A 25,538-nucleotide genomic window follows, 5' to 3' on the forward strand; every position below is an offset into this window, starting at 1 on the left:
TGCACCTGCGAACGATGGAGAGCCGCGCTCATGGACTTGACGACGCGTATAATCATTTTTCGATGCAATACAGAAAGCTTCGTTTCCGCATTACCATGAAACAATGCCGTTGCAAGCTCAAGAAAATTACTTGGGCCTCAATTATCTTCCAGCCGATGCGAATAAAAAGCCGCGCCGAAAAGATGCCGCCTTGCCAATTTGAAAGACGAGAGAAGCATTCGTCCGAAATCACTTCCGCGACGCGGCAAAAAACCGGGAGCGTCGACAGTCGCCCGCGGAAGGATCACCGGCCGTTCAACTGCCCATCGCGGCCTTCTGCTTTTCGATTCGGCTCGCCATCGATGAGAAAAGACGGTCTGTCTCGGCCGCCGGTGCGGGATAACCGAACGCATAACCCTGCAGGCCGTCGCAGCCGAGCTGCGCCAGCACGACGGCATGCGCCTCGGTCTCGATGCCCTCGGCGATCACCTCGACATCGAGTGCCTTGGCGATTTCCACGATCGAACCCACCACGCGCCGCTGCTCGGCGGAGGTGACGACCTCGTTGACGAGCTGCCGGTCGATCTTCAGCCGCTTCGGCCGCAGCTTGACGAGACCGATCAGCGAGGCATGGCCCGATCCGAAGTCGTCGATCTCGATGTCGATGCCCATCTGTTTGATATCGCCGATATGAGCGAGCAGTTTTTCGTCGCTGTCGTCGAGGAAAATCGTCTCGACCAGTTCGAAGACGATCACGCCGGGCGGGATATCGAGTTTCCTCAGCTTGTCGAGCAACGCCGGATCGGCAAGGCGCGACGCCGAGATATTGACGGCGATGCGCGGAACCGCAAGGCCGTGCAACAGCCAGAACAGCCGGTCTTCGAGAACGCTTTTGAGGATCGCCGCGTCGATCTCCGCCGCAAGTCCGTGCTCGTCAGCGATCTTCAGGAATATGCCGGGGGCGAGCACGCCCTTCTCGGGATGTTTCCAGCGCGCCAGCGCCTCGAAGCCGATGACCTCCCGCGTCCGGGCGTCGAGCTGCACCTGATAATAGGGAAGGATCTCGCCGCGCTCCAGTCCGAGCTTCAGCTCTTCGGCGAGGCGACGCTTGGAGCGCAGATCCTCCTGCAATTGCCGTGTGAAGAATTCGACGCGGTTGCGCCCGAGCTTCTTGGCCTGGTAGAGCGCCAGGTCGGATTCTGCAAGCAGGTTGCGCGCCCGCCGATCGCCGCTCCAGGAAACGCCGATCGAGGCGCCGGATTGCAGCATCTCCTGGCCGAAGCGGATCTTCTTCCGCAGCCGGCGCTGGACATCCTCGGTGATCTGCTTCAGCTCAGTGAGATCGGTGAAATTGACCAGCACGATGACGAATTCATCGCCGCCGACACGGGCGACCATGCCATTCGCAGGAATGGCGGCAGTGATGCGAAGGGCCGCAGCCCTGAGCACGGCATCGCCTGCCGCATGACCGTGGCTGTCGTTGATCTGCTTGAACTGGTCGAGGTCGAGATGCAGCACGCCAAGCGTCGTGATGCTTTTGTCGGCCGGCAGTTCCGCCAGCCGCTTGTCGAGAAGGCGCCGGTTCGGCAAGCCGGTGAGATAGTCGTGATCGGCGACATGCTCGATGCGCGCATTGCTTTCTTCCAGTGCCAGCGCCCTCGCCTCGGCCACCACCTTCTGCCGCGCGAGTTCCGCGTTGAGCATTACGTCGGCCGTCACATCCCATTCGGCGCCGATGAAGGAGGGAAGACCTTCCGCATCGACATAGAAATGGGCGCGCGAACGCAGGTGGCGGATTTCGCCGCTCGGCAATACGATCCGGAATTGTGAGTTATAGGCGCCGCGCGTCGCGATCGCCTGCTCGAAGTCGCGTTCGGCCCGCTCGCGATCATCGGGATGGATGGCGTTCGACCAAAGCGATGCCGTCACCAGCCGGCAGGTCTCGCCGGTCTCGTAGAGACGATGCATCTGCGCATCCCACAAGATCCCGTCCTGCTCGATGCTGTGCTCCCAGACACCGATCCGGGATGCATCGAGAGCGAGTTCGAGCCGACGCAGAAGATCCTGAAACTCGTGTTCGGATCGTGTGGCTTTTTTCTCTGGCAACGCGGTCCCAGCCTTAGAAGCTTGCATAACGGCAATATGGTCTCAAGCCGGCATTAATGAAGCCTTGTCCCGATGACCGAACTAGTGACTAGGTGAACTGTTCGTTACGACTTTCCCCTTTTGGATCAAAGGACTTGCAGTCTGCGGCAGCATCAAGATCAGTGGTTGTGCCGCGGCGGGTTCTTTGCGATCTGGCGGAATTCGGTCGCTCCCTCCAGCACCGCGCCGTCCGACAATTGCGTCACCGAGCGGCGGTAGATCTGCTGCCATGGCGTCGCATCCGCCGGCACTGGCGGGATGCCATCGCCCTTGCGCCGTTCGATCTCGGCGTCCTCGACCAACATGTCGCAGCGCCCGTGGTTAAAGTCGATGCGGATGATATCGCCGGTACGAAGCCAGGCAAGGCCGCCGCCAGCGGCGCTTTCCGGCGAGGCGTTGAGGATCGAGGGACTGTCCGCCGTGCCCGATTGGCGGCCGTCGCCGATCGTCGGCAGGCTGCGGATGCCGCGCTTCAGGAGATGATCCGGCGGCTGCATGTTGACGACCTCAGCCGAACCCGGCCAGCCGATCGGCCCGGCGCCTCGGATGACGAGGATGGTATTTTCGTCGATGTTGAGTTCGGGGTCGTTGATGCGCTTATGATAGTCCTCGGAACCGTCGAAGACCACCGCCTTGCCTTTGAAGACGCCCTCGTGCCCGGGTTCCTCAAGATAGCGCCGACGGAAATCCTCCGAGACCACGCTCATCTTCATGATCGCGAAATCGAAGAGATTGCCCTTGAGAACCAGGAAACCCGCCCGCTCCTTCAGCGGCTCAGCGAACGGCGTGATGACCTCGCGGTCGCGCGCTTCCTTGCCCTCCAGGTTCTCGGCCATCGTCCTGCCCGTCACCGTGCGACAGTTGCCATCGAGCTTTCCGGCCTGCAGCAGTTCCCACATGATCGCCGGCGTGCCGCCGGCACGATGAAAGCGCTCGCCGAGATAGGCGCCCGCCGGCTGGACATTGGCCAGCAGCGGGATATCGAAACCGTGCACCTGCCAGTCGTCGGGATAGAGTTCGACGCCGGCGTGCTTCGCCATCGCGGCCAGATGCGGCTGCGCGTTGGTCGAACCGCCGATCGCCGAATTGGTGCGGATCGCATTCAGGAAAGCCTCGCGCGTCAGGATGTCCGACGGCTTCAGATCCTCGAAGACGATTTCGACGGCGCGCCGCCCGGTGCGGTAGGCCATCTGGCCGCGCTCGCGGTAGGCGGCCGGAATCGCTCCGCAGCCGGTCAGCGAAAGGCCGAGCGCCTCGGCCAGCGCATTCATCGTCGAAGCGGTGCCCATCGTATTGCAGTGGCCGACGGAAGGCGCAGAATCGAGCGCTGCCTGCAGGAACTCTTCCCGATCGATCTCGCCTGCCGCATATTTCCGCCGCATCCGCCAGATCACCGTGCCGGAGCCCGCCAGCTCGCCCTCATGCCAGCCGTCGAGCATCGGGCCGCCGGAGAGCACGATCGCCGGGATATCGACCGTCGAAGCCGCCATGATCGCCGAAGGCGTGGTCTTGTCGCAGCCGGTGGTCAGCACGACGCCGTCGAGCGGATAGCCGTAGAGGATTTCGACGAGGCCGAGATAGGCGAGATTGCGGTCGAGTGCGGCTGTCGGGCGCTTGCAATTCTCGAAGATCGGATGTGTCGGAAACTCGATCGGGATACCCCCGGCATCGCGAATGCCGTCGCGCACGCGCTTGGCAAGCTCAATATGCACCCTGTTGCAGGGCGTAAGATCGCTGCCGCTCTGGGCAATCCCGATGATCGGCTTGCCGGAGCGCAGCTCTTCCGGCGTGATGCCGTAATTCATGAAGCGCTCGAGATAGAGCGCTGCCATGTCGATATGATCGGGATTGTCGAACCAGTCCTGCGAACGCAGGCGCCGCTTTGGCGAATGGCTGTCCATCACTTCTTTCCTCCCGGCCGGGCATTCTTCTCTTCGAGATGGAGGAGCAGGCCGCTGTGATCCTTTTCGCCATTGCCATTGGCGACGAATTCGCTGAATTCGGCATGTACCGCCGCAGTCAGCGGTAGCGTCAACGACAGGGTCTTGGCCGTCTCCATGGCGGCGTTCAGATCCTTGAGCTGGTTGCTGGACGAACCGCCTGGCGTAAACTGCCGCTCGACCATGCGCTTGCCGTGCAGCTCAAGGATACGGCTCTCGGCAAAGCCGCCGCGAATGGCGTCCCGAAAGGCTGCCTGCGAGCCGCCGCCCGCTTCGATCAGCATCATCGCTTCGGCGACGGCGCCGATCGTTACCGCGACGATCTGCTGGTTGGCAAGCTTGGCAAGCTGACCCGCTCCGCTTGGACCGACGCGGGTCACGCGCCCCATCGGCGCAAAGACATCTGCAAGCCCGTCGACCACGTCCTTGTCGCCGCCCGCCATGATCGCGAGCGTACCCGCTTCCGCGCCGACGACGCCGCCAGATACCGGCGAATCGACATGATGGATGTCGCGGTCGGCAAGCCTCGCCGAATGGTCGCGGGCGAAATGCGGGGCGATCGAACTCATGTCGATGACGGTTGTGCCAGGCGTCATCGCATCGACCGCTCCGCGGTCGAACAACACGTCCTTCACCGCCTCGGCGTTGGTGAGCATGGTGATGACGACGTCGGCGCCGGAAACGGCATCATCAGGCGTTTTAGCGCAGACCGCACCGTCTCCCGCAAGCGGTTCGGCCTTGCCGGAATCGCGATTCCAGACGGTGACGGCAAAGCCCGCGCCAAGCAGCCGGCGAGCCATCGGTGCGCCCATCAGGCCGGTGCCAAGAAAGGCGATCCGCCTGCCGTCATGACCGTCTCTCGAATTCGTCATTCAGTCCTCCCAACTGTTGTCCGTCTTTGATAGTCCCCTCGCCCATCGTTGCAAACCGTTTTGACGGGCGTAACGCATTTTTGTCACATGCCCTGGAGGGGTTTGTCGGAAGGCCGCGCGCACTCCCTGAAAACGATACGGGCGAGAACCGAAGTTCCCGCCCGATTTACTCGACAAAGGAAGGTTGAATTCCGTTTATTCCGCGGCGAGCCGGATAACCTCCGCCTCTTCTTCCTTGTGTTCGTCCGGCTTGTGCTGGATGAGCGGACGGTTGCCCGTCAGCCGCCGCAACAGCACATAGAACACCGGCGTCATGAAGATGCCGAAGAAGGTCACGCCGATCATGCCCGAGAAGACCGCGACACCCATGGCCGCGCGCATTTCCGCGCCGGCGCCGGTGGAGACGACGAGCGGCACGACACCCATGATGAAGGCAAGCGAGGTCATGAGGATCGGGCGAAGGCGAAGGCGGCTGGCCTCGATCGCAGCCTCCCGCGGTGTCCTTCCCTCGAATTCCAGTTCGCGGGCGAATTCCACGATAAGGATGGCGTTCTTCGCCGATAGACCGACAAGCACCACAAGACCGATCTGGGTGAAGATGTTGTTGTCTCCACCGGTGAGCCAGACGCCGGTCAGCGCGGCCAGCACGCCCATCGGCACAATCATGATGATCGCAAGCGGCAGCGTCAGGCTTTCATACTGGGCGGCCAATACGAGGAAGACGAGCAGCAGTGCCAGGGGGAAGACAACGATGCTCGAATTGCCGGCCAGGATCTGCTGATAGGTCAGATCCGTCCATTCGAAATCGATGCCCGCAGGCAGGGTCTCGTGAAGGATCTTCTCGATTGCCGCTTGCGCCTGACCCGACGAGAAGCCCGGTGCCGGACCGCCGTTGATATCAGCGGCGAGGAAGCCATTGTAGCGGTTCGCGCGCTCCGGACCGGTGCTCGGTTCCACCTTCAAGAGGGCTGAAAGCGGGATCATCTCACCCGATGCCGACCGGACCTTCAACTGGCCGATATCTTCCGGCTGGGCACGGAATTTCGCATCGGCTTGCACACGGACGCTGTAGGTGCGGCCGAAGGCGTTGAAGTCGTTCACATAGAGCGAACCGAGATAGATCTGCAGCGTCTGGAAGACGTCGGTGACGGAAACCCCGAGCTGCTCGGCCTTGGCACGGTCGAGATCGGCATAGAGCTGCGGCACGTTGATCTGGAAGCTGGAGAACAGTCCGGCGAGCTCAGGCGCCTGATAGGCTTTTGCAAGGACGGCCTTGGTCGCCTCGTCAAGCGCCTGGTTACCGAGGCCGGCACGATCCTCGATCTGCAACTTGAAACCGCCCGTCGTGCCGAGACCATTGACCGGCGGCGGCGGGAACATGGCGATGAAGGCATCCTGGATGACGCCGAACTTCTGGTTCAGCGCCATGGCGATTGCGCCGCCCGAGAGATCAGGCGTCTTGCGCTCTTCGAAGTCCTTCAGCGTCACGAAGACGATGCCGGCATTCGAGGAGTTGGTGAAGCCGTTGATCGACAGGCCCGGGAAGGCAATCGCATTGGCAACGCCCGGCTGCGCCAGCGCGATGTCGGTCATGCGCTTGATGACGTCTTCCGTGCGGTCGAGGCTTGCGGCATCCGGCAACTGGGCAAAGCCGATCAGATACTGCTTGTCCTGTGACGGCACGAAGCCGCCGGGGACCGTGCTGAACAGGCTGTAGGTCGCACCGACCAACGCCAGATAGATCACCATAACGATGCTCTTGCGCGACAACAGCCCGCCAACGCCCTTGCCGTAGGCATTCGAGCCCGCGCCGAAGACACGGTTGAAGCCGCGGAAGAACCAACCGAAGATGGCGTCCATGAACCGCGTCAGCCAGTCCTTCGGCTGATCATGGCCCTTCAGGAGAAGGGCTGCCAGCGCCGGAGACAGGGTGAGTGAGTTGAAGGCCGAGATGACGGTCGAGATTGCGATCGTGAGCGCGAACTGGCGGTAGAACTGACCCGACAGACCGGAGATGAAAGCGAGCGGCACGAAGACCGCGACGAGGACCAGCGCGATCGCGACGATCGGACCGGAGACTTCCTTCATCGCCTTGTAGGTGGCAGCCCGCGGCGACAGGCCATGCTCGATATTGCGCTCGACGTTTTCGACCACCACGATCGCGTCGTCGACGACGATGCCGATCGCAAGCACCAGCCCGAACAGACTGAGCGCGTTGATCGAGAAGCCGCAGACATACATGACCGCGAAAGTGCCGATGATCGATACGGGAACCGCGATCAGCGGGATGATCGAAGCGCGCCACGTCTGCAGGAACAGGATGACGACGAGAACAACGAGCGCAATGGCCTCGAGCAGAGTGTCGATGACCTTCTCGATCGAGGCACGCACGAATTTCGTCGTATCGTAGACGATCTCGTATTTGACGCCCTCAGGCATGGCGAGCTGCAGCTGATCCATGGTCGCGTTCACATTGTCCGCGATTTCGATCGCGTTCGAACCCGGCGCCTGCAGGACAGCAACGGCGACGGCCGGCTTGCCGTCGAGCAGCGAACGCAGGGTGTAGTCCGCAGCACCGAGCTCGATGCGGGCGACATCGCGAAGACGGGTGATCTCGCCACTGGCGCCCGTCTTGACGATGATGCTGCCGAACTCCTCGGGAGTGCGCAGGCGGCCTTGGGCATTGACGTTGAGCTGCAGGTCCACACCCGGCTGGCTCGGCGATGCGCCGATGATACCGGCGGCGGCCTGGATGTTCTGGGAACTGATCGCGCTGCTAATGTCGCTGGCGGCAAGATTGTGCTCGGCGGCCTTCTGCGGGTCGATCCAGACACGCATGGAATAGTCGCCGGCGCCGAAGACCTGCACCTGCCCGACGCCTGCAATGCGGGCGAGCCGATCCTTGACGTTCAGGGTCGCGTAATTGCGAAGATAGGTGATGTCGTGATTGTTCCCGTCGGAGACGAGATTGACGACCATGATGAAGTTGGGTGAGCTCTTGACTGTAGTGATGCCGAGCGAACGGACTTCCGCCGGCAGGCGCGGTTCGGCCTGTGAAACGCGGTTCTGCACGAGCTGCTGCGCTTTGTCGGGGTCGGTGCCGAGCTTGAAGGTAACGGTGACGTTGAGCACGCCGTCCGATGTCGCCTGGCTGGCCATATACAGCATGCCTTCGACGCCGTTGATCTGCTCTTCGAGCGGCGTCGCCACCGTTTCGGCGATGACGCTTGGGTTGGCGCCGGGATAGGTAGCGCGCACGACGATCGACGGCGGCACGACCTCCGGATATTCGGAAATCGGCAGCGCGCGCAGGCCGATCAGGCCGGCAACCAGGATGAGGACCGAAAGAACGCCGGCAAAGACCGGGCGGTCGACAAAGAATCTGGAGATGTTCATATCAAAGCCCTCTCCGGGGTGAACATGGATGCAAAGTCCCTCTCCGGCGGTTTGGGAGCCGCCGGCGGGTCGTATCATTTCGAGTATTGGCCCTCCCCCTCAGGGGAAGGCGAAAGTCTTTACTGCGCGGTCGCGACCTTCTCTTCCATCTGAGGCACGACGACTGCGCCTGGACGGATGCGCTGCAGACCGTTGACGACAATCTTCTCGCCGACGTTCAGGCCGCTTTCGACCACCCGCTGACCGTCAGCCACCGTGCCGAGCTGGACCTGCCGATAGGCGACCTTGTTCTCGCCATCGACAACGAAGACGAACTTCTTGTCCTGGTCCGTGCCGACGGCGCGGTCACTGATGACGATCTTGTTCTCGGCCTTCGGCTGGCCCATGCGCACCCGCACGAACTGGCCGGGGATGAGACGCCCGCCCGGATTATCGAAGACGGCGCGAACGCCGATCGTGCCGCTTGATGCATCGACCTCGTTGTCGATCAGTTGCAGCTTGCCCTTGATCGGCGTGCCGCTGTCGGTCAGAGTGCCGACCTCGACAGGGATCTGCTCGACGGCAGGCAGGGCGCTGTCCGTCTGCGGAAGCTGGGCAAGCGCCCGCGTCACCATCTCTTCGCTGGCATTGAAGCTCGCATAGATCGGATCGACCGAAACGAGCGTCGTCAGCGCCGGCGAGGCCGACCCGGCCGCAACAAGGTTACCGGCGGTCACCTCGATCTTGCCGATGCGGCCGGACACCGGAGCCCGCACCTGAGTGTAATCGAGATCGAGCTGAGCCGACTGCAGCGCGGCCTGCGCCGAACGCAGCCCCGCCTGAGCCTCGGCCAGCGCGCTCTGGCGCTGATCGAGATCACTCTGGGAGATGGTGCGGTTGTCGGAAAGCCTGCGGCCGCGATCGAGCTCGGTCTGCGCCAGGCTGACTTTGGCTTCGGCCGAAGCGACCTGGCCTTGCGCCTGCGCCACGCTCGCCTGGTAGGGAGCCGGATCGATGGTGAAGAGCAGGTCGCCCTGCTTGACCAACGCCCCTTCGCGGAAGGCCACCGAAAGGATGGCGCCGGCGACACGGGAACGCACCTGCACCCGGTCGACCGCTTCGAGACGGCCGGAGAAACTTTCCCAGGCCGTCACGTCGCGCGCCGCGACGACGGCAACCGTCACCGGCACAGCGGGAGCCTGCGCGGGGGCGGAAGCAGCCGTAGCGGTCGTGCTCATCGGCAATTCGAAAAACAATGCAGCGCCGGAAATGGACGCAATAAGGGCTATGCCGGCGCCCATCAGGGCCCAGCGCTTACTTCTGGACGTCATCAGTACTCTCCTTGCGGCTCTAAGCCGCCGAAATATCAGGTCTTCTTCAATGCAATTGCGGTTGGACGCTTACCTCCCGAAGGAAGCTTCCGAAATGGCGGCTGACGTTTTCCTGCCAGTCCGGCACACCCTCGGATTTCCCACCATAAATCGAGGGCCAGCCCGTCCCGGCGGGAAGGACATGCTGGCGCACACCGACGCCGGCCTGTTTCAGGCGGACACCGTAACCAATCGTTTCGTCGTGCAGAGGATCATCCTCCGCGGTAAATATCAGCGCCGGCGCGACGCCTGAAATACGCGAACAGAGGCAAGGCGCCGCATAAGGGTGGCAACCGCCGCCGCTCAGATAGTGGCTCCAACCTTCCGTCCAGCGCTGGCGCATGCCGATGGCTTCAGCCTTGCGGATCGAGGACGTGCCCATGAAGGGATCGAGCAGCGGCGAAATCAGAACCTGGCCGTCGAGCGCGTCCGGCATCTGGTCGCGCGCCTTCAGCGCCACGCCGGCGGCAACATTGCCGCCCGCCTCCTCGCCGGCGACGAAGAGCAGCGACTTGCGGTCGCCGAGACCGGCGCGTTTGTTGGCGAGATAGGTGAAAACGGAGAAGGAGACTTCCAGCGCCTTTGGAAACAGATTGCCGGAAAGGCTGCTGTAGTCGGCGGCAACGACGATGGCGCCGGCCTTGGCGAGGCTCATCGCCACCGGTCGGTCGACGTGTTTGTCGCTATCCAGAAACGCGCCGCCATGCAGGTAAAGCACGATCGGCGGACCCTTGCCGTAATCGGCGCCCTGGTAGATGCGTGCGGAAACGGGGCCGATGGCCACCTTATCCAGCATCATATCTTTCCATTCCACCGTCATGCTTCCGGTCTCTTCTGTATCGGCGACAAACAGACAACGTCCACCGCTTGCATTTTGCAAAAAAAAGATATTGTTATTCCAACCAAGGAATAAGAAGCTATAACGCGATAACACTGTTCCAGATCTCGAACAATGGTGCAACGCAAACTGCGGATTTGAAACCGATGGATCAGCTCTCGGCAATGCGCGTCTTCATTCGTGTTGTGGAGACGGGCAATTTCACCCGCGCCGCCGACATGCTCGCCATGCCCAAGGCGACGGTGACCAATCTCATCCAGGGCCTGGAAGCGCATCTGCGCACCAAGCTTTTGAATCGGACCACGCGCCGGGTCATGGTGACCACTGACGGCGCGCTTTATTACGAACGCGCCGCCCAGATCATTTCGGAACTGGAGGAGCTCGATGGCAGCCTCTCCAACTCGCAGAGCTTGCCGAGCGGACGGCTGCGTGTCGAGATGGCCGGCGCTTTCGCCGATTGGATCGTCGTTCCGGCACTTTGCGATTTCTATCAGCGTTATCCGGACATCCGCATCGACCTCGGTGTCGGCGACCGCACGGTCGATTATCTTGCAGAAAATGTCGATTGCGCGCTACGCGCCGGCACGCCGACCGACCAGTCGCTGATTGCGCGGCGCGTCTCCGAAGTCGAGATGATCACCTGCGCTTCTCCGGACTACATCCAGAAATTCGGCATGCCCGAGCGGCCCGAGGATCTGGAGGCGGAACATTACACCGTCAACTATTTTCGCGCCCAGAACAACCGGACGCTGCCTTTCGAATTCCGCCGGCACAACGAGGTGATCGAGACCAGTCCGCGTTACATCGCCTCGGTCAACGATAGCCGCACCTATCTGACGGCTGCGCTGACGGGCCTCGGCATCGCGCAGGTGCCGATCTTCATGGCGCGCGAGCCGATGGCACGGGGCGAACTCGTCCGCGTGCTGCCGGACTGGCGCCGCGATCCGCTGCCGCTCTATGTCGTCTATCCGCCGAACCGCCACCTCAGCAACAAGGTTCGCGTCTTCGTCGACTGGCTGGTGAAACTTCTGGTCGAGGCGAGACTGAACGACGGTTGAGCGCCAAGACAAATACGGCCCGGAAGGCGGGGGAAACCTTCGACGGGCCGCAATCTGCAACTTTGAACATCAAGCCTGTCGCACCGTAGCAAGGGCGCGGCAGGCGCTGGAGGTTCGCAAAGAGAGCGGCAGGGAATTCCGCTCTCTCGCGATAGAGCAGATATACGCACTCCCCGCAGGATTATAAGGGAAAATTCCGCAATCGCGTTCACATATTTGCGATGACGGCTCGGCTCCCATGTTCCCGCGCGATCGTCCCGCGCGGTGGCGGACCGGGTGTCAATTCCCGACGGCCGGCTTCAGCAAGTCCTCCAGACCGATGCGGCGGAACAATTCCGCCCGGACACGGTCGGCGACGCCGTTGACGATCTCCGCGCCGTCCTCGGACGGATCGATATGGACGCGGAATGGCCGGGTGCCAAACGGCTTGCCGACGACATCGACGATGGCCGCGGCAACCGCGCCGGCATCGGCGTCCGCAGGTTCGAGCGCTGCCAGGCCCTGCAGCGCCTGTTCCGGCACGCCCTTGTAGGGTCCTTCATTGTATTCTGCGGCGCGGGCCGTATCATCAGGCGAGCCGGAATGGGCGAAATGGTTGGTGCCCTTGGTGAAGGCGCCGGGCACGATGATCGAGGTCTCGATGCCCCAGCGGGTCAGCTCGCCGGCATAGGAGACGGCAAGTGAATCCATCGCCGCCTTGGCGGCAAAGTAGGGTGAGAGATAGGGAGGCGTGCCGCCGCGGCTGCTCGACGACGATATCCAGACCACCAGGCCCCTGTCCTGCTTGCGGAGATGCGGAAGTGCTGCTCGGTTGACGCGCTGGGTGGAGAGCACGTTGATGTCGAAAAGCTCGGCGAACTGTTCCGGCGTGAAGGCTTCGGCCGGGCCGAAGGACATATGGCCGGCATTGTGCACGATGACATCAAGGCGGCCCGCATCGGCGATGATCCCGGCGACGCCGGCCTCCACTGAAGCGTCGGAAGCGACGTCGAGTTCGACCGAACGCAGATCGACGTTGTTTTCCCTGGCGAATTCAGCAGCATCGGCGACGGCCGGAGCGTTGCGGCGTTTGGTGGCGCGCATGCCGGCATAGACGGTATGGCCGGCCTTTGCGAGGGCGCGGGCGGTAAGAGCGCCGAAACCGCTGGAAGCGCCTGTGATGACGATGACTTGCTTGCTCATGATCGTATTCCTTCCGATTGGGGTTGCTTGGCAAATGGAAAGCTCTGAACGAGCGGCGGCCATAAAGCCGCCGGCTTCGTCAGATCACGCCGCCATTGGCGCGTAGCGTCTGGCCGTTGATCCAGCCACCATCAGGGCCGGCGAGGAAGGCAACCGCAGAAGCGATGTCTTCCGGTGTGCCGAGGCGCTCCAGCGGGTTCATTTTCGCCGTGCGGGCGATGAGTTCGTCCGACTTGCCGTTAAGGAAAAGCTCGGTGGCGACTGGACCCGGCGCGACGGCGTTGACGGTGATGTTGCGGCCGCGCATCTCCTTGGCCATGATCGCCGTCAGCGTTTCCACGGCTGCCTTGGTAGCGGCATAGACGCCGTAGGTTTCGAGCTTCAGGCCGACGACTGAGGTCGAGAAGTTGACGACCCGGCCGCCGTCGCGCAGACGCTTGGCTGCCTCGCGCAACGTATTGAAGGTGCCCTTCAGATTGACGCCGATCTGGCGGTCGAAATTGGCATCGTCGGCCTCGGCAAGCGAAGAGAGCATCATGATGCCGGCATTGTTGACGAGCACATCGACGCCGCCGAAGGCGGTTTCCGCGGCATCGAACATGCGGCGGACGGCTTCGGCATCGCTGACATCGGCTTTCGCCGTCAGCGCCTTGCCGCCGGCCTGCTCGATCTTCTTTGCCAGCTCCTCGGCCGGGGCGGCATTGCCGGAGTAATTGATGACGACGGTGAAACCGTCCTTGGCGAGACGCTCGGCGACCGCTGCGCCGATGCCGCGGGACGAGCCGGTCACCAATGCGACCTTGTTTTTGTTGGAAGCCATTGTCCTTCTCCTTCATCTGCGCCGCAGCGCATTTTCGATAAGGAGAAAATGCGCCTTTTCATTTTGCGGATAATCTGGCATTCTTCGGCATCACTATCCGGGAACGACGAACAAACAGATGGACAGATTTGACGCCATGCGCGTGTTTTGCCGTGTCGTGGAACGCCGCAGCTTCACGCTTGCCTCCGAGGACACCGGCCTGCCGCGCTCGACTGTCACCGATGCGGTCAAGGGGCTGGAAGCCCGTCTTGGCGTGCGCCTGCTCCAGCGCACGACGCGCCACGTCAGTCCGACGCTTGATGGCGAAGCCTATTACCAACGCTGCCTGTCGATCCTTGCCGATATCGAGGAAGCCGAAGGCGCCTTTGCCGGCGCCAAGCCGAAGGGCATGCTGCGTGTCGACGTGCACGGCACGCTCGCCCGCCATTTCGTGCTGCCGAGCCTACCGTCCTTCCTGGAGACCTATCCTGAGATCGAATTCTACATGAGCGAGGGCGATCGGCTGGTCGATCTTGTGCGTGAGGGCATTGATTGCGTGCTGCGCGTCGGCACGCCTGGAGATAGCGACATGGTCGCCCGGCGCGTCGCCATGCTCGATGAGGTGACTGTCGCCTCTCCTGCCTACATCGCTCGCCACGGCCTGCCGCAACATCCCGACCGGCTTGCCGGCCATCGCATGGTCGGCTTCCACTCCAGCGGAACCGGCAGCCTGCTGCCGCTCGAATTCACCGTCCGCGGCACGGTGCGTGACATCACCATTCCCGCCACCGTCGCCGTCAACGCCGCCGAAAGCTATATTTCAGCGGCGAGGATGGGCCTCGGCATGATCCAGATCCCGCGCTATCACGCCGAAGAAGACCTAGCCGCAGGAACGCTGGTCCAGATACTGCAGGATTTTCCGCTGACCCCGACACCGGTTTCCCTGCTCTACCCCCGCAACCGCCAGCTTTCGCCACGCGTGCGCGTCTTCATCGACTGGCTGGTGAAGGTCTTCGCTCGACAAAATTCCGAAAACGCGCTTCACTAAAATGCATCTCACTAAAATGCATATTGCTAATGTGAGCGCCCTCGGAGAACGGCCATGGCACTCAACGATATCACCGTCTACCAGACGGAAGACGGCTTCGTCGTCGAATTCGGCGGCGAAGGCGAAGACAGCATTGCCGTGACGCTGCGGAGCACGCCTGAGCTGACGTCGGAAAATGCCGTCTTGCGGGCCAAGGCCCTGCTTGCCGCAGCAATCGAACCTGCCCATGGCGACGGCGCGCGCCGCAAGGATCCCGCTTTGCTCGAAGAAGAGCTGGAAGAGGGCCTGGAAGATTCCTTCCCGGCGAGCGACCCGGTTTCGGTCACATCATCCTCGATCCCGATGCGCGATCCGAATGCCGGCCGCTGATGTCTCCGGCCGAAAAACATGACGCGGTTTCGGGATGACGGCGAGCACGCTGAATGTTATCTGCGTCGGCCATGACCGATGGTGGAACGATATCAGGTGCGATCGGCACCGGCACGCTCACCGGCGAAAGCCTCAGGACGTTTTTTGAGCGCGATGCGATCGTCGTCTCTCGCGACCTGCTCGGCTGCCATCTCACCGTGGACGGCGTCGGCGGACGCATCACCGAGACCGAAGCCTATTTTCCCGATGATGAGGCCTCGCACAGCTTCCGCGGCCCGACCAAGCGCAACGGCGCCATGTACGGCAAGCCGGGCAACGTCTATATCTACCGCATCTACGGCATGTACTGGTGCCTGAATTTCGTCTGCCATCCGGGCTCGGCTGCACTCATCCGCGCCCTGGAGCCGGAAACGGGAATCCCTCAGATGATGGAGCGGCGCGGCACCGATACGCTGACGTCGCTCTGCAGCGGCCCCGGCAAGCTCTGCCAGGCACTCGGCATCGATATCGAGATCAATGACAGGCTGCTCGATCGCCCGCCCTATGCGATCACGCCGTCCGCACCGGTGCCGATCGTCTCCGGAAAACGCATCGGCATCACGAAAAATGCCGAAGCACCATGGCGCTTCGGCATTCAGGGATCGCGTTATCTCAGCAAGCCGTTCCGCTAAAGTAATTCCAAGAAAAGTGCGAAGCGGTTTTTCGTCCGGAATTGCACGAATCTCGAGTTCATTCCATGACGGCGCTGTGGTCGACGGCGGGTGCTGCCTTCGGTTTGCGCAGCAAGAGCACCAGCGGAATGACTGCAAGCGACATCAGCATCAGCAGCTTGAAATCGTCCATATAGGCGATGATCGTCGCTTGCAGCGTTATGATCTCGTTGAGCGAGGCGCGGCCGGCCGCCGTCACCGGGCTGAGCCCCTGCGCAGCCACCGCATTGAAGGCGTGGTTGAACGGCGTCACATAGGCCGCGATCGATTCATGATTGCTCTGCGTGTTCTCGACGATCAGCGCCGAGACGATCGAGATGCCGACCGCCGAGCCGATGTTTCGCGACAGGTTGTAGAGACCGGTGCCGTCGCCGCGCATATGGGCGGGCAGCGTGGAAAAAGCGATCGTCGTCAGCGGCACGAACAGAAAGCCGAGGCCGGCGCCCTGGATGAAGCCGACCGAGACGATTGTCCATTGCGAGACGTCGGGTGTCCAGCCCGTCATGTCGTACATCGCCCATGCCGTGAGCCCCAAGCCGAGCGCCAGCAACGCGCGCGTATCGACCTTGCCGACCAGCCGCCCGACGATGAACATGCAGAGCATGGTGCCAAGCCCGCGCGGCCCCATGACGATGCCGGCAGTGATGACGGGATAGCCCATCAGCGTCTGCAGATAGGGCGTCATCAGCGCCAGCGAGGCGAGATAGGTAATGCCGACCACGAAGATGAAGATCATGCTGATCGAGAAGTTCTGGTCGAGGAACAGCTTCGGGTTCACGAAGGATTTCTCGGCCGTCAGCGTATGCACGATCAGCAGATAGAAGGCTGAGGCGCAGATCAACGCCTCGAGCATAATCTCACCGGAAGAGAACCAGTCGAGCTGCTCGCCGCGGTCGAGGAAGAGCTGCAGCGCGGCGATGCCGAGGCTCATCATCCCGAAGCCGAACCAGTCCAGTTTGGCCAGCAGATCCCTCTTGGTCTCGGTGACGAAGACGACGATGCCCATGAAGGCGAGCGCGCCGATCGGCACGTTGATATAAAACACCCAGCGCCAGCTGATATTGTCGGTCAGCCAGCCGCCGATGACAGGCCCAAGCACCGGCCCGACCATGACCGAGACGCCGAAAAGGGCCATCGCCGAGCCGCGCTCCTCGACCGTATAGATGTCGAGGAGGATGCCCTGGGAAAGCGGCACCAGCGACGCGCCGAACAGGCCTTGCAACAGGCGGAAGGCGACGATCTGGTTCAGCGATTGCGCCAGGCCGCAGAGAACGGAGGCGGCCACAAAGCCGGCAATGGCGACGAGCAGCACGCGTTTGCGGCCGAACTTGGCGGCAAGAAAGCCCGACGGCGGCGTCATGATTGCCGCCGCGACGATATAGGAGGTCAGCACCCAGTTGATCTGGTCGGCAGAGGCCGACACGCTGCCCTGGATATAGGGCAGCGCCACGTTGGCGATCGTCGTGTCCAGCGCCTGCATGATGACGGCGAGAATGACGCAGGCCGTGATCGCACCGCGATTGGCAATCGGCGTCGCCGGAGAAGCGGAAGCGTTACTCATGATCCTTGCCCTGAGGCCGGCCCAGAAGCTTGTTGACGAAATCAGGCAGGCCGCGGGCATGACCGGTCTCGACATCGACCACCGTACTCATGCCGACGCGCAGCGGCGGCTTGCCGTCGGCGTCCTCGATGCTGACGCGCATCGGAATGCGTTGGACGACCTTCACCCAGTTGCCCGTGGTGTTCTGCGCCGGCAGCAGCGAAAAGCTGGAGCCGGAGGCCGGGCTGATGCTCTCGACCTTGCCCTTCCAGACCACACCCGGATAGGTGTCGACGGAGATATCGGCCGTCTGACCGGGCTTGACATAGGTGAGCTCGGTTTCCTTCGGGCTGGCGGCGATCCACAGATGGTCGGTGGCAACGAGCGAGAAGGCCTGCTGCGAAGCCTGCAGGTAGGAACCGACCTGCAGCGCGTTGACATTGGTGACGATGCCGTCGAACGGCGCCTTGACGACGCTGTGGTCGAGTTCGCGCTGGGCATTGTCGACCTGCGACTTGGCCTGCAGGTAGAGCGGGTTTTCCTCGGCCGGCTGGTCGGCATTGCCGCCGAGCTGGGCGAACGTCGTTGCGGCTTCCGCCTTGGCGACGGCAACCTTCTGCTGCGCGGCTTCCAGATTGTGCTTGGCTTCGTCATAGGCCGACTGCGTCGCGCTGCCGTTGTTGACGAGGTTCTGCTGCCGGTCAAACTGATCCTGATAATAGGGCAGATCGGCTTGCGCCTGCGTGATCTCGGCAAGCGACTGCTGATAGCTGGCCTTGAGATTCATGATCTGGTTGCGCTGCGCGCCGAGCTGCGCCTTGGCGCCATCAAGCGCGATCTTGAAAGAATCCGACCGCAGGCTGAAGAGCACCTGTCCCGCCTTGACCGCCTCGTTCTCATGGACGTTGATCTGGTCGACGATGCCCGAGACATCGGTGGTCAGCCCGACCATGTCGGCCTGGATATAGGCGTTGTCGGTCGACATCACCTGGCCGCCATTGACGTAATAATAACCACCGACGACGAGCGCCACCGGCAGCAAGGCAAACAGGACGGGCCGCGTGAGACTGCGCCGGCGGCGGACCTTGTTGCCGCCAGGCGCAGCCACGGCGGCAGCCGGCGCTGAATTGGATGAAGGCGCTTCGGCTACCGTTTCCTGCTGTTTCGCTTCATTGTCTTCGACAGGAGTCTCGGTCTTCGCATTGGCGTCGGCAACGACGCGGAGGGGGGATTGATCAGCCATCGTTCGTCTCATTCTCGTCAACCGGGCTCCGGCATGCCTGAACCAGGTTCGTCTTCATTACGGATAGGATGTGGAAAAGCTGCTCGCGCTGCTCGGCCGAAACACTTTGCAGCGCTTCCGCGCGGGTGGTGTCGCCGAGCTCGCGCATTTCGGCAAGCAGCGGGTGCGCCTCATCGCGCATATAAAGCAACCAGATACGCCGGTCGGTCGGGTGCTGGCGGCGCTCGATCAGCCCGCGTTCGGCGAGCTTGTCGAGAATGCGCACCAGCGTGATCGGCTCGACTTCGAGGATTTCGGCAAGGCCGCCCTGATGGATACCTTCGTTATTCGAGAGATAGGCAAGCGTCTGCCATTGCGACCGGGTCAGCCCAAGGCACTTCGCACGCTGCTCGAACCGCTTGCGCAGCAGCCGTGCGACGTCGTGGAGAAGGAAACCGAGGGTCGGAGTGGCGTTCATGAAAACCTGTAACCGTTATTTATAAGCACCCTTATAATATCGGCAGATATATTGAGCATGTGCACTGCACAAGGGCATGGACGGCGGATTCAGCAATGGCGGCTAAAATGCCGCAGACCGGGTCAAGCATATCCGCAGTTTCTCCTTTCGCCGTTTACGAGCACCAGTCGGTAGCCGCAGCCCAGCTCCGCCCTAATTCTGTGGCAGGAACAGCCTCCGCCGGAGGCGCGCATTGGGGAGCTCGATGGCGTTCTTCGAAAGCATGCTGACGCTGCTGCTGGTGGCGATCGTCTTTCTGCAATTCTCCAGGAAGTTCCGGATTCCCTATCCGACAATGCTGGCGATCGCTGGCGTCATCGTTGCGGCCGTGCCCTGGGCGCCCGAAGTCGCGATCGATCCCGAACTTGCGCTGGCGCTGCTGATCGCGCCCGTGCTCTTCGACGCCGCCTATGATTTGCCGCCGAGGACATTGAGACGCAACTGGCTGCCGCTGTTCTCGCTCGCCGCCATCGCCGTGATCGTGACGGCCGCAGCCGTCGCTACCGTCAGCGTGACGATGGCCGGCCTGCCGCTTGCCGCAGCCGTCGCACTCGGCGCCATCGTCGCGCCGCCGGATGCGGCGGCCGCCACCGCCATGCTCGACCGCTTCACCCTGCCGCGCCAGACCTATGTGATCCTGAAGGGTGAAAGCCTCCTGAACGACGCCGTCGCGCTGCTGATCTTCAGCGCCGCGGTGGCAGCCGTCGCAAGCCCCACCTTCTTCGCCGGCGCCCTGGCGGAGCTGGCGCTCGCCGTGCCTGGCGGGATCATCCTCGGTTATCTCCTGGGCCGTCTCTACATGGTCGTCGGCCTGAGGCTCGCCGGCACGCTCGGCGGCACTTTGCTCGAATTCGTCGCCACTTTCGGCACGTGGATCATCGCCGAGCGGCTGCATCTTTCGGCAATTCTGGCGATCGTCGTCTATGCGATGGTGATCGCCCGTTACATGCCCGAGCGGCAGACGGCCCGCCACCGCATTCATTCCTATTCGGTCTGGGAAGCCGCGGTCTTTCTGCTCAACGTCCTCGCTTTCCTGCTGATGGGCCTGCAGGCCCGCCAGATCGTCCTCGACCTCGATCCCGGCCGCCTGAATTTCGCGATCACCTTCGCCGCCATGGTCTTCGTCACCGTCATCGTCGTCCGCCTGGCCTGGGTGCTCTTCTATAACCGCGTCATCAACTTTCTCGCCGCGCGCGGACGCACGACACAAGCCGTTCCGACCTTCGCCACCAGCCTGCTTGCCGGCTGGTGCGGCATGCGCGGCCTCGTCACGCTGGCAACTGCGCTCGCTTTGCCGATCGATTTTCCCGATCGCGATATCATCCTGCTCAGCGCGCTCGCCGTCGTTCTCGGCACGCTCATCGTCCAGGGCCTGACGCTCGGGCCACTGATCCGTTACCTGAAATTCGACCCGGACACCTCCCTGGACCGCGACCTCGCCAGAGCCCGCGTCACGTTGATCGATGCGGCCCTTGCCGAACTCGCCGGCGGCGAGGACAAATCCACCCGCATCCTGCGCGACGTCTACACCTCCGAGCGCCAAATCGCCGCTGACGGAAAACACCCGCGCGAGGTCAGCAGGCTCGACAAGCAGCGCCGCAACGTCATCGTCGCGAAACGCCGAAGATTGGCAGCGATGCGCCGCGCCGACGAGATCGACGATGATGTCTTTCACATGCTGGAACAGGAACTCGACTGGGCCGAACTCGCCGCTCTGCAACCCGGCAGAGACGAGATCGTCGAGAGCTGATGCCCTCTGTGACGTTTTGATGGATTCCGGAATCGTTACCAATTGGCATTTGCAATTTTTCGCCGCTGCCGTTTATAGTCCAATTCCATAGGGTTACGATTTTTCCGATGTGCATTGCGTGCCGGTTTGCCTTTTTCAAAGGATCGAAAGCCGGGAAAGTCGCGGGGGCCGGTGCCCTCGTTCAAGCAGCAAGACAATGAAATAGCATCACTGATTTAGGTTCGGCGGCAATCAATCGCTGTCGTGATTGGAGGATCGGCATGACTTTCGCGCTTCGACAGATGGTGGTGCTTGGCTGTATCGCCGCATTCATGCCCCTCCCCGCGCTGGCCCAGAGCGCCCCGCCGCCCCCACCCGTCACCGTCGCCAAGCCGGTCGTTCGCGATGTCATCGATAGCGACGAGTTCATCGGCCGGTTCGAGCCGGTCGACGAAGTCTCCGTTCGTTCGCGCGTCGGTGGTTACCTGCAGGAAATCCATTTTCAGGACGGCGCATTGGTCAAGCAGGGCGACCTGCTCTTCGTCATCGATCAGCGGCCGTTCGTAACCGCGCTCAATCAGGCAAAGGCGACACTCGAATCGGCGCAATCCACCCTGGTCTTTGCCGATGCGCAGTATAAGCGCACGCAATCTCTTGCTTCGAGCGGCAGCCAGTCGGCGCAGACGCTGGATGATCGCCGCCGCGAATTCGATTCGGCCGAAGCCAATGTCCGCGGCGCACAGGCCGCAGCCGATCGCGCGTCTCTCGACATGGAATATACCGAGATCAAGGCGCCCCTCAGCGGCCGCATCGACCGCCGGCTGATCTCGGCCGGCAACCTCGTGCAGACCGATCAGACCGTGCTGACGACGATTGTTTCGCTCGACCCGATCGATTTCTATTTCGACGTCGATGAGCGCCGCCTGCTGAATTTCGCCGACACGGCGCGCAAACTGGGCAAGGATCTTCAGCAGGGTGGCGGCGGCCTGGATGTATCCGTCACGATCTCGGATCCCACTGCCAAACCATTCAAGGGAAAGCTCGATTTCGCTGAGAACCGGGTCGACAATGAGAGCGGCACCATTCGTCTGCGTGCCCGCTTCCCCAACCCCGATCTCGTCCTTCAGCCCGGCCTCTTCGGTCGCATACAGGTCGAAGCCTCCAACACCTACCAGGCCATTCTCGTCCCCGACGAGGCCATCGGCTCGGACCAGAATGAGCGCGTCGTCTATGTCGTCGCCGAAGACGGCACGGTGTCGACCAAGCCCGTAAGGCCCGGACCGCGGCTCTATGGCTACCGCGTCATACGCGAGGGCCTCGACGGCACCGAGACGATCATCGTCAACGGCCTGATGCGCGCCCGGCCGGGTGCAAAGATCACGCCTCAGATGACCGAACTGCCGCCGGAACGGCAGGACACTGCGCCCGAAACCGCCGGCGCGGAGAACGGACAATGAGATTTGCTCATTTTTTCGTAGACCGGCCGATCTTTGCGGCGGTCATCTCGATCCTTTTTCTCGTCGTCGGCAGCATTGCCTATACGCAATTGCCGGTATCGCAGTATCCCGAGATCGCACCCCCGACCATCGTCGTGCGCACCTCTTATCCGGGTGCCGACCCGCAGACGATCGCAGATACCGTTTCGACGCCGCTTGAACAACAGATCAACGGCGTCGAAGACATGCTTTACATGTCATCCTACTCCAGCGCCGACGGCGCCATGTCGCTGACGATCACCTTCAAGCTCGGCACCGATCTCGACAAGGTCCAGGTGCTTGTCCAGAACCGCGTTTCCATCGCCCTTCCCCGTCTTCCCGAGGAAGTCCAGCGGCTTGGCGTCACCACCGACAAAAGCTCGCCTGATCTGATGATGGTGGTGCACCTGCTGTCGCCGTCGCATCGCTATGACCAGCTTTACGTCTCGAACTATGCCCGCAACCGCATTCGCGACGTTCTCGTTCGCCTTGACGGCGTCGGCGACGTGCAGCTCTTCGGCGAGCGCCAGTATTCGATGCGAATCTGGCTGGACCCGGAAAAGCTCTCCGCCTACGGGATGACATCCGACGACGTCGTCGCTGCGCTGAGAGATCAGAATGTCCAGGTTTCAGGCGGCAAGATCGGGGCCCCACCCGTCACCGGCAAGAATGCGTTCGAATATACGGTGCGAACGGACGGACGCTTCTCCGACGTGCGCGAATTCCGATATGTCATTGTGAAATCGACAACATCGGGCCGGCTCGTGCAGTTGCAGGATGTCGCCCGGATAGAACTCGGCGCACAGGATTACGTCACTAACAGTTATCTCAACAACGATCCCGCAGTTGCTCTCGGCATCTTCGCCCGGCCGGGAACCAACGCCCTGGACACGGCCCATCAAGTCCAGACGCTCATGAAGGACATATCCCAGAATTTCCCGCCGGGTCTGGAATATCGTATCGTCTACGACACGACCGAATTCATCTCGGATTCGATCAATGAGGTCTACAGAACCATTGCAGAAGCGGCCATCCTGGTAGCAATCGTCGTTCTTGTCTTCCTGCAATCCTGGCGAACCGCGATCATTCCGATTATTGCCATCCCGGTATCGCTGATCGGCACCTTCGCCGTCCTGCTCGCCTTCGGCTTCTCGCTCAATATGCTCACGCTGTTCGGTCTCGTGCTGGCGATCGGTATCGTCGTCGACGACGCGATCGTGGTGGTCGAAAACGTCGAGCGCAATCTGGCGCGCGGGATGACGCCGAAGCAGGCGTCCCATGTCACGATGGACGAAGTCGGAACCGCCGTCGTCGCCATCTCGCTGGTGCTGATCGCCGTGTTCGTGCCGACAGCCTTCATTCCAGGCATCTCAGGACAGTTCTACAGGCAGTTCGCGGTCACGATCTCCGTCACCACTGCAATTTCCGCATTGAATTCGCTCACCTTGTCGCCCGCGCTTGCAGGCATATTGCTGAAAACCCATGACCATGAAACCAAGCGCACGAATGTCGCATCCCGTCTGGGAAGAGGGCTGGCAGACGGCTTCAATCATGGATTCGATCGGCTGAGTTCCGGCTATTCATGGACCGTTCGGCATCTGGTCAGCAGCTGGATTGGGTTGACAGCCGCGATGGTCACCTTCGTCTGCCTGCTCGGAGCGACTTGGTACATGGGCACGAAAGTTCCCGCGGGCTTCATCCCGACCATGGACCAGGGTTACGCGATCATCGTCATCCAGCTTCCGGACGGCGCCTCGCTTGCGCGTACCGACGCCGTCGTCAAACAGGTGGGCGAAATCGCCCGCACCGTGCCCGGCGTCGGCAATGCCGTGCAATTTGCCGGCTTCAGCGGGGCGACATTCACCAATGCCTCGAATGCCGGCGTCGTCTTCGTCCCTTTCAAGTCCTTTGCCGAACGTGAAGAAGGCGGCGAAAACGCTAACAAGATCATCGGGGAGCTTTTCGGCAAGCTGCAAAGCATCCAGGAAGCCTTCATCATCGCCATCCCGCCGCCATCCGTGCGGGGCGTCGGCAACTCCGGCGGCTTCAAGATGCAGATTTCCGATCTCGAAAACGCCGATATGACCCGCGTCCTCGGCCTCGCCCGGCAAATGATGGGTGCAGCGGCAACGACCGAGGGGCTGACCGGCGTCTTTACGACATTTTCGGATGCCAGCCCGCAATACTTCCTGGCGATCGACCGCGACAAGGCGCGTTTCCTGAATGTGCCGATCCCCAATATCTTCAACGCCCTTTCCATCAATCTCGGCGTCGCCTACGTCAACGATTTCAATGCCTTCGGCCGCGTCTACCAGGTTCGCGCCCAGGCCGACCGGCAATATCGCATGGACCGGGAAGACATCCTCGCCCTGAAAGTCCGCTCGGCGACCGGCGCACTGGTTCCGCTTGGAACCTTGATGGACATCCAGGATGCCAGCGGCCCGGCGCTTGTCCAGCGCTACAACATGTACGTCTCGGTGCCGCTTCAGGGCAATCCGACGCCTGGCACGTCGACGGGCGATGCCATCGCCAAGATGGAGGCCTTAGCGGCGAAGATCCTGCCGCAGGGGACGACCTTCGAATGGACGGAACTCGCCTATCAGGAGACCCACACCGGCAACACCGCCATCTACATCTTCGCCCTGTCCGTCGTCTTCGTCTTCCTGGCGCTGGCGGCACAATATGAAAGCTGGGTTCTGCCGCTCGCGATCATTCTCATCGTCCCGCTTGCGGTGCTTGCGGCGCTGATCGGGGTCTCGCTGAGGGGAATGGACAACAACGTCCTGACCCAGATCGGCCTGATCGTCCTGATCGGCCTTGCGGCCAAAAACGCCATTCTGATCGTCGAGTTCGCCAGGCAGGCGGAAGACGAGGGCAAGTCACCGGTGGAGGCGGCCATCGAGGCCAGCCATCTTCGCCTGCGCCCGATCCTGATGACGGCATTCGCCTTCATCTTCGGTGTTCTGCCGCTTGCCATCGCCACCGGCCCCGGCGCCGAAATGCGCCAGTCGCTTGGCACCGCCGTCTTCTCGGGCATGCTCGGCGTGACGATCTTCGGCCTGTTCCTGACGCCGGTCTTCTACGTCGTGCTACGCGGCTGGCGCCGTAAACGGCCGGCCACTGTAGAACCAGCGAAGACAGAGCCGGTCGAGGAAGAGGTCGTCTGAGACGATCCTAGAGCCTTTCCGGGTTAGATTGCAGCATTCTGCCGGAGCAGGTTTTCGTCAGGGCAGAGGCGATTGGCGACGGGCATACCCCAAGGTACGTCCGAGCCGATCGCCTTTGATCCTGGCGGAAAGATGCCCGGCCCTTCGGGTTGGCTGAAACGGGCCGGCTGATCGACCGGCCGGCTTGGCCGTAGAGCTTGGCT

The 25,538-nt window shown here is 62.1% G+C and carries 18 protein-coding genes; 7 read left to right on the forward strand and 11 right to left on the reverse strand.

Translation table 11 applies throughout. The annotated features are described in order from the left end of the window. Positions 1-294: 294 nt before the first annotated feature. The 6 genes from RlegSU303_RS17885 to RlegSU303_RS17910 form a co-directional block, all read right to left on the reverse strand. Positions 295-2,112, reverse strand: a complete 1,818-nt coding sequence (locus RlegSU303_RS17885; RefSeq protein ID WP_231283239.1) for a putative bifunctional diguanylate cyclase/phosphodiesterase — start codon at positions 2,110-2,112, stop codon at positions 295-297. 131 nt (positions 2,113-2,243) lie between these two features. Next, on the reverse strand, positions 2,244-4,025 hold the full coding sequence (locus tag RlegSU303_RS17890; RefSeq protein ID WP_131719188.1) for an IlvD/Edd family dehydratase: 1,782 nt from the start codon (positions 4,023-4,025) through the stop codon (positions 2,244-2,246). Next, positions 4,025-4,936 (reverse strand): NAD(P)-dependent oxidoreductase, encoded by a 912-nt coding sequence (locus RlegSU303_RS17895; protein ID WP_131719189.1) that lies wholly within the window; start codon positions 4,934-4,936, stop codon positions 4,025-4,027. The genes RlegSU303_RS17890 and RlegSU303_RS17895 overlap by 1 nt, the downstream gene beginning before the upstream one ends. A 195-nt stretch (positions 4,937-5,131) precedes the next feature. Further along, positions 5,132-8,332 (reverse strand): efflux RND transporter permease subunit, encoded by a 3,201-nt coding sequence (locus tag RlegSU303_RS17900; protein ID WP_131707813.1) that lies wholly within the window; start codon positions 8,330-8,332, stop codon positions 5,132-5,134. Positions 8,333-8,451: 119 nt separating this feature from the next. After that, a complete protein-coding gene (locus RlegSU303_RS17905) occupies positions 8,452-9,642 on the reverse strand; it encodes an efflux RND transporter periplasmic adaptor subunit (protein WP_131719190.1) in 1,191 nt (396 codons plus the stop codon). 46 nt (positions 9,643-9,688) lie between these two features. Beyond that, positions 9,689-10,501, reverse strand: coding sequence for an alpha/beta hydrolase fold domain-containing protein (locus tag RlegSU303_RS17910; protein WP_026158832.1), 813 nt, complete (start codon positions 10,499-10,501; stop codon positions 9,689-9,691). A gap of 164 nt (positions 10,502-10,665) precedes the next feature. On the opposite strand from RlegSU303_RS17910, the gene RlegSU303_RS17915 reads away from it, so the two are divergent. Continuing rightward, complete coding sequence (locus tag RlegSU303_RS17915) at positions 10,666-11,577, forward strand: LysR family transcriptional regulator (RefSeq protein ID WP_017961777.1); 912 nt, start codon at positions 10,666-10,668, stop codon at positions 11,575-11,577. Positions 11,578-11,856: 279 nt separating this feature from the next. On the opposite strand, the gene RlegSU303_RS17920 is transcribed toward RlegSU303_RS17915, so the two are convergent. Further along, positions 11,857-12,759, reverse strand: coding sequence for an SDR family oxidoreductase (locus tag RlegSU303_RS17920; protein WP_131719191.1), 903 nt, complete (start codon positions 12,757-12,759; stop codon positions 11,857-11,859). A 79-nt stretch (positions 12,760-12,838) separates the two neighbouring features. Beyond that, positions 12,839-13,579 (reverse strand): SDR family oxidoreductase, encoded by a 741-nt coding sequence (locus tag RlegSU303_RS17925; RefSeq protein WP_131719192.1) that lies wholly within the window; start codon positions 13,577-13,579, stop codon positions 12,839-12,841. 118 nt (positions 13,580-13,697) lie between these two features. On the opposite strand from RlegSU303_RS17925, the gene RlegSU303_RS17930 reads away from it, so the two are divergent. From RlegSU303_RS17930 to RlegSU303_RS17940, 3 genes are read left to right on the forward strand one after another with little or no spacing between them, the layout of a single operon-like run. Next, positions 13,698-14,606, forward strand: coding sequence for a LysR family transcriptional regulator (locus RlegSU303_RS17930; protein WP_131719193.1), 909 nt, complete (start codon positions 13,698-13,700; stop codon positions 14,604-14,606). Between the two features lie 54 nt (positions 14,607-14,660). Next, a complete protein-coding gene (locus RlegSU303_RS17935) occupies positions 14,661-14,975 on the forward strand; it encodes a hypothetical protein (protein ID WP_131719194.1) in 315 nt (104 codons plus the stop codon). A 53-nt stretch (positions 14,976-15,028) separates the two neighbouring features. Then, entirely contained in the window at positions 15,029-15,646 is a 618-nt protein-coding gene (locus tag RlegSU303_RS17940) for a DNA-3-methyladenine glycosylase (RefSeq protein WP_131719195.1), read from the forward strand. A gap of 58 nt (positions 15,647-15,704) precedes the next feature. Here the strand turns inward: RlegSU303_RS17940 and RlegSU303_RS17945 are convergent, their stop codons facing one another. The 3 genes from RlegSU303_RS17945 to RlegSU303_RS17955 are packed head-to-tail and all read right to left on the reverse strand — an operon-like array spanning position 15,705 to position 18,925. Further along, a complete protein-coding gene (locus RlegSU303_RS17945) occupies positions 15,705-17,246 on the reverse strand; it encodes a DHA2 family efflux MFS transporter permease subunit (protein ID WP_065281050.1) in 1,542 nt (513 codons plus the stop codon). Then, positions 17,239-18,468 carry an HlyD family secretion protein gene (locus tag RlegSU303_RS17950; protein WP_131719196.1) on the reverse strand — a complete coding sequence of 410 codons (1,230 nt, stop codon included), beginning with the start codon at positions 18,466-18,468 and terminating at the stop codon, positions 17,239-17,241. The genes RlegSU303_RS17945 and RlegSU303_RS17950 overlap by 8 nt, the downstream gene beginning before the upstream one ends. Then, the gene (locus tag RlegSU303_RS17955) at positions 18,461-18,925 is read right to left on the reverse strand and encodes a MarR family winged helix-turn-helix transcriptional regulator (RefSeq protein ID WP_018073683.1); all 465 of its coding nucleotides are present in this window, start codon (positions 18,923-18,925) and stop codon (positions 18,461-18,463) included. Before RlegSU303_RS17955 ends, RlegSU303_RS17950 begins: the two co-directional genes overlap by 8 nt. Positions 18,926-19,169: 244 nt before the next feature. Between RlegSU303_RS17955 and RlegSU303_RS17960 the strand changes: the two genes are divergently transcribed. From RlegSU303_RS17960 to RlegSU303_RS17970, 3 genes are all read left to right on the forward strand, one after another. Then, positions 19,170-20,714, forward strand: coding sequence for a cation:proton antiporter (locus tag RlegSU303_RS17960; RefSeq protein ID WP_131719197.1), 1,545 nt, complete (start codon positions 19,170-19,172; stop codon positions 20,712-20,714). A 260-nt stretch (positions 20,715-20,974) separates the two neighbouring features. After that, positions 20,975-22,150: an efflux RND transporter periplasmic adaptor subunit gene (locus RlegSU303_RS17965; protein ID WP_131719198.1), complete on the forward strand. Its 1,176-nt coding sequence runs from the start codon at positions 20,975-20,977 to the stop codon at positions 22,148-22,150. Next, positions 22,147-25,335 (forward strand): efflux RND transporter permease subunit, encoded by a 3,189-nt coding sequence (locus RlegSU303_RS17970; protein WP_131719199.1) that lies wholly within the window; start codon positions 22,147-22,149, stop codon positions 25,333-25,335. Before RlegSU303_RS17965 ends, RlegSU303_RS17970 begins: the two co-directional genes overlap by 4 nt. Positions 25,336-25,538: the final 203 nt, after the last annotated feature.

Source organism: Rhizobium sp. SU303 (genome assembly GCF_021052345.1).
Classification (GTDB): domain Bacteria; phylum Pseudomonadota; class Alphaproteobacteria; order Rhizobiales; family Rhizobiaceae; genus Rhizobium; species Rhizobium laguerreae.

Excerpts from the sequence above, each read along its gene's own strand:
- RlegSU303_RS17970 (WP_131719199.1), top strand. The coding sequence starts at position 22,147 with ATGAGATTTGCTCATTTTTTCGTAGACCGGCCGATCTTTGCGGCGGTC.
- RlegSU303_RS17945 (WP_065281050.1), bottom strand. The coding sequence starts at position 17,246 with ATGAGTAACGCTTCCGCTTCTCCGGCGACGCCGATTGCCAATCGCGGT.
- RlegSU303_RS17900 (WP_131707813.1), bottom strand. The coding sequence starts at position 8,332 with ATGAACATCTCCAGATTCTTTGTCGACCGCCCGGTCTTTGCCGGCGTT.
- RlegSU303_RS17950 (WP_131719196.1), bottom strand. The coding sequence starts at position 18,468 with ATGGCTGATCAATCCCCCCTCCGCGTCGTTGCCGACGCCAATGCGAAG.
- RlegSU303_RS17960 (WP_131719197.1), top strand. The coding sequence starts at position 19,170 with ATGGCGTTCTTCGAAAGCATGCTGACGCTGCTGCTGGTGGCGATCGTC.
- RlegSU303_RS17910 (WP_026158832.1), bottom strand. The coding sequence starts at position 10,501 with ATGACGGTGGAATGGAAAGATATGATGCTGGATAAGGTGGCCATCGGC.
- RlegSU303_RS17965 (WP_131719198.1), top strand. The coding sequence starts at position 20,975 with ATGACTTTCGCGCTTCGACAGATGGTGGTGCTTGGCTGTATCGCCGCA.
- RlegSU303_RS17925 (WP_131719192.1), bottom strand. The coding sequence starts at position 13,579 with ATGGCTTCCAACAAAAACAAGGTCGCATTGGTGACCGGCTCGTCCCGC.
- RlegSU303_RS17915 (WP_017961777.1), top strand. The coding sequence starts at position 10,666 with ATGGATCAGCTCTCGGCAATGCGCGTCTTCATTCGTGTTGTGGAGACG.
- RlegSU303_RS17955 (WP_018073683.1), bottom strand. The coding sequence starts at position 18,925 with ATGAACGCCACTCCGACCCTCGGTTTCCTTCTCCACGACGTCGCACGG.
- RlegSU303_RS17920 (WP_131719191.1), bottom strand. The coding sequence starts at position 12,759 with ATGAGCAAGCAAGTCATCGTCATCACAGGCGCTTCCAGCGGTTTCGGC.
- RlegSU303_RS17935 (WP_131719194.1), top strand. The coding sequence starts at position 14,661 with ATGGCACTCAACGATATCACCGTCTACCAGACGGAAGACGGCTTCGTC.
- RlegSU303_RS17895 (WP_131719189.1), bottom strand. The coding sequence starts at position 4,936 with ATGACGAATTCGAGAGACGGTCATGACGGCAGGCGGATCGCCTTTCTT.
- RlegSU303_RS17885 (WP_231283239.1), bottom strand. The coding sequence starts at position 2,112 with ATGCAAGCTTCTAAGGCTGGGACCGCGTTGCCAGAGAAAAAAGCCACA.
- RlegSU303_RS17940 (WP_131719195.1), top strand. The coding sequence starts at position 15,029 with ATGTTATCTGCGTCGGCCATGACCGATGGTGGAACGATATCAGGTGCG.
- RlegSU303_RS17890 (WP_131719188.1), bottom strand. The coding sequence starts at position 4,025 with ATGGACAGCCATTCGCCAAAGCGGCGCCTGCGTTCGCAGGACTGGTTC.
- RlegSU303_RS17905 (WP_131719190.1), bottom strand. The coding sequence starts at position 9,642 with ATGACGTCCAGAAGTAAGCGCTGGGCCCTGATGGGCGCCGGCATAGCC.
- RlegSU303_RS17930 (WP_131719193.1), top strand. The coding sequence starts at position 13,698 with ATGGACAGATTTGACGCCATGCGCGTGTTTTGCCGTGTCGTGGAACGC.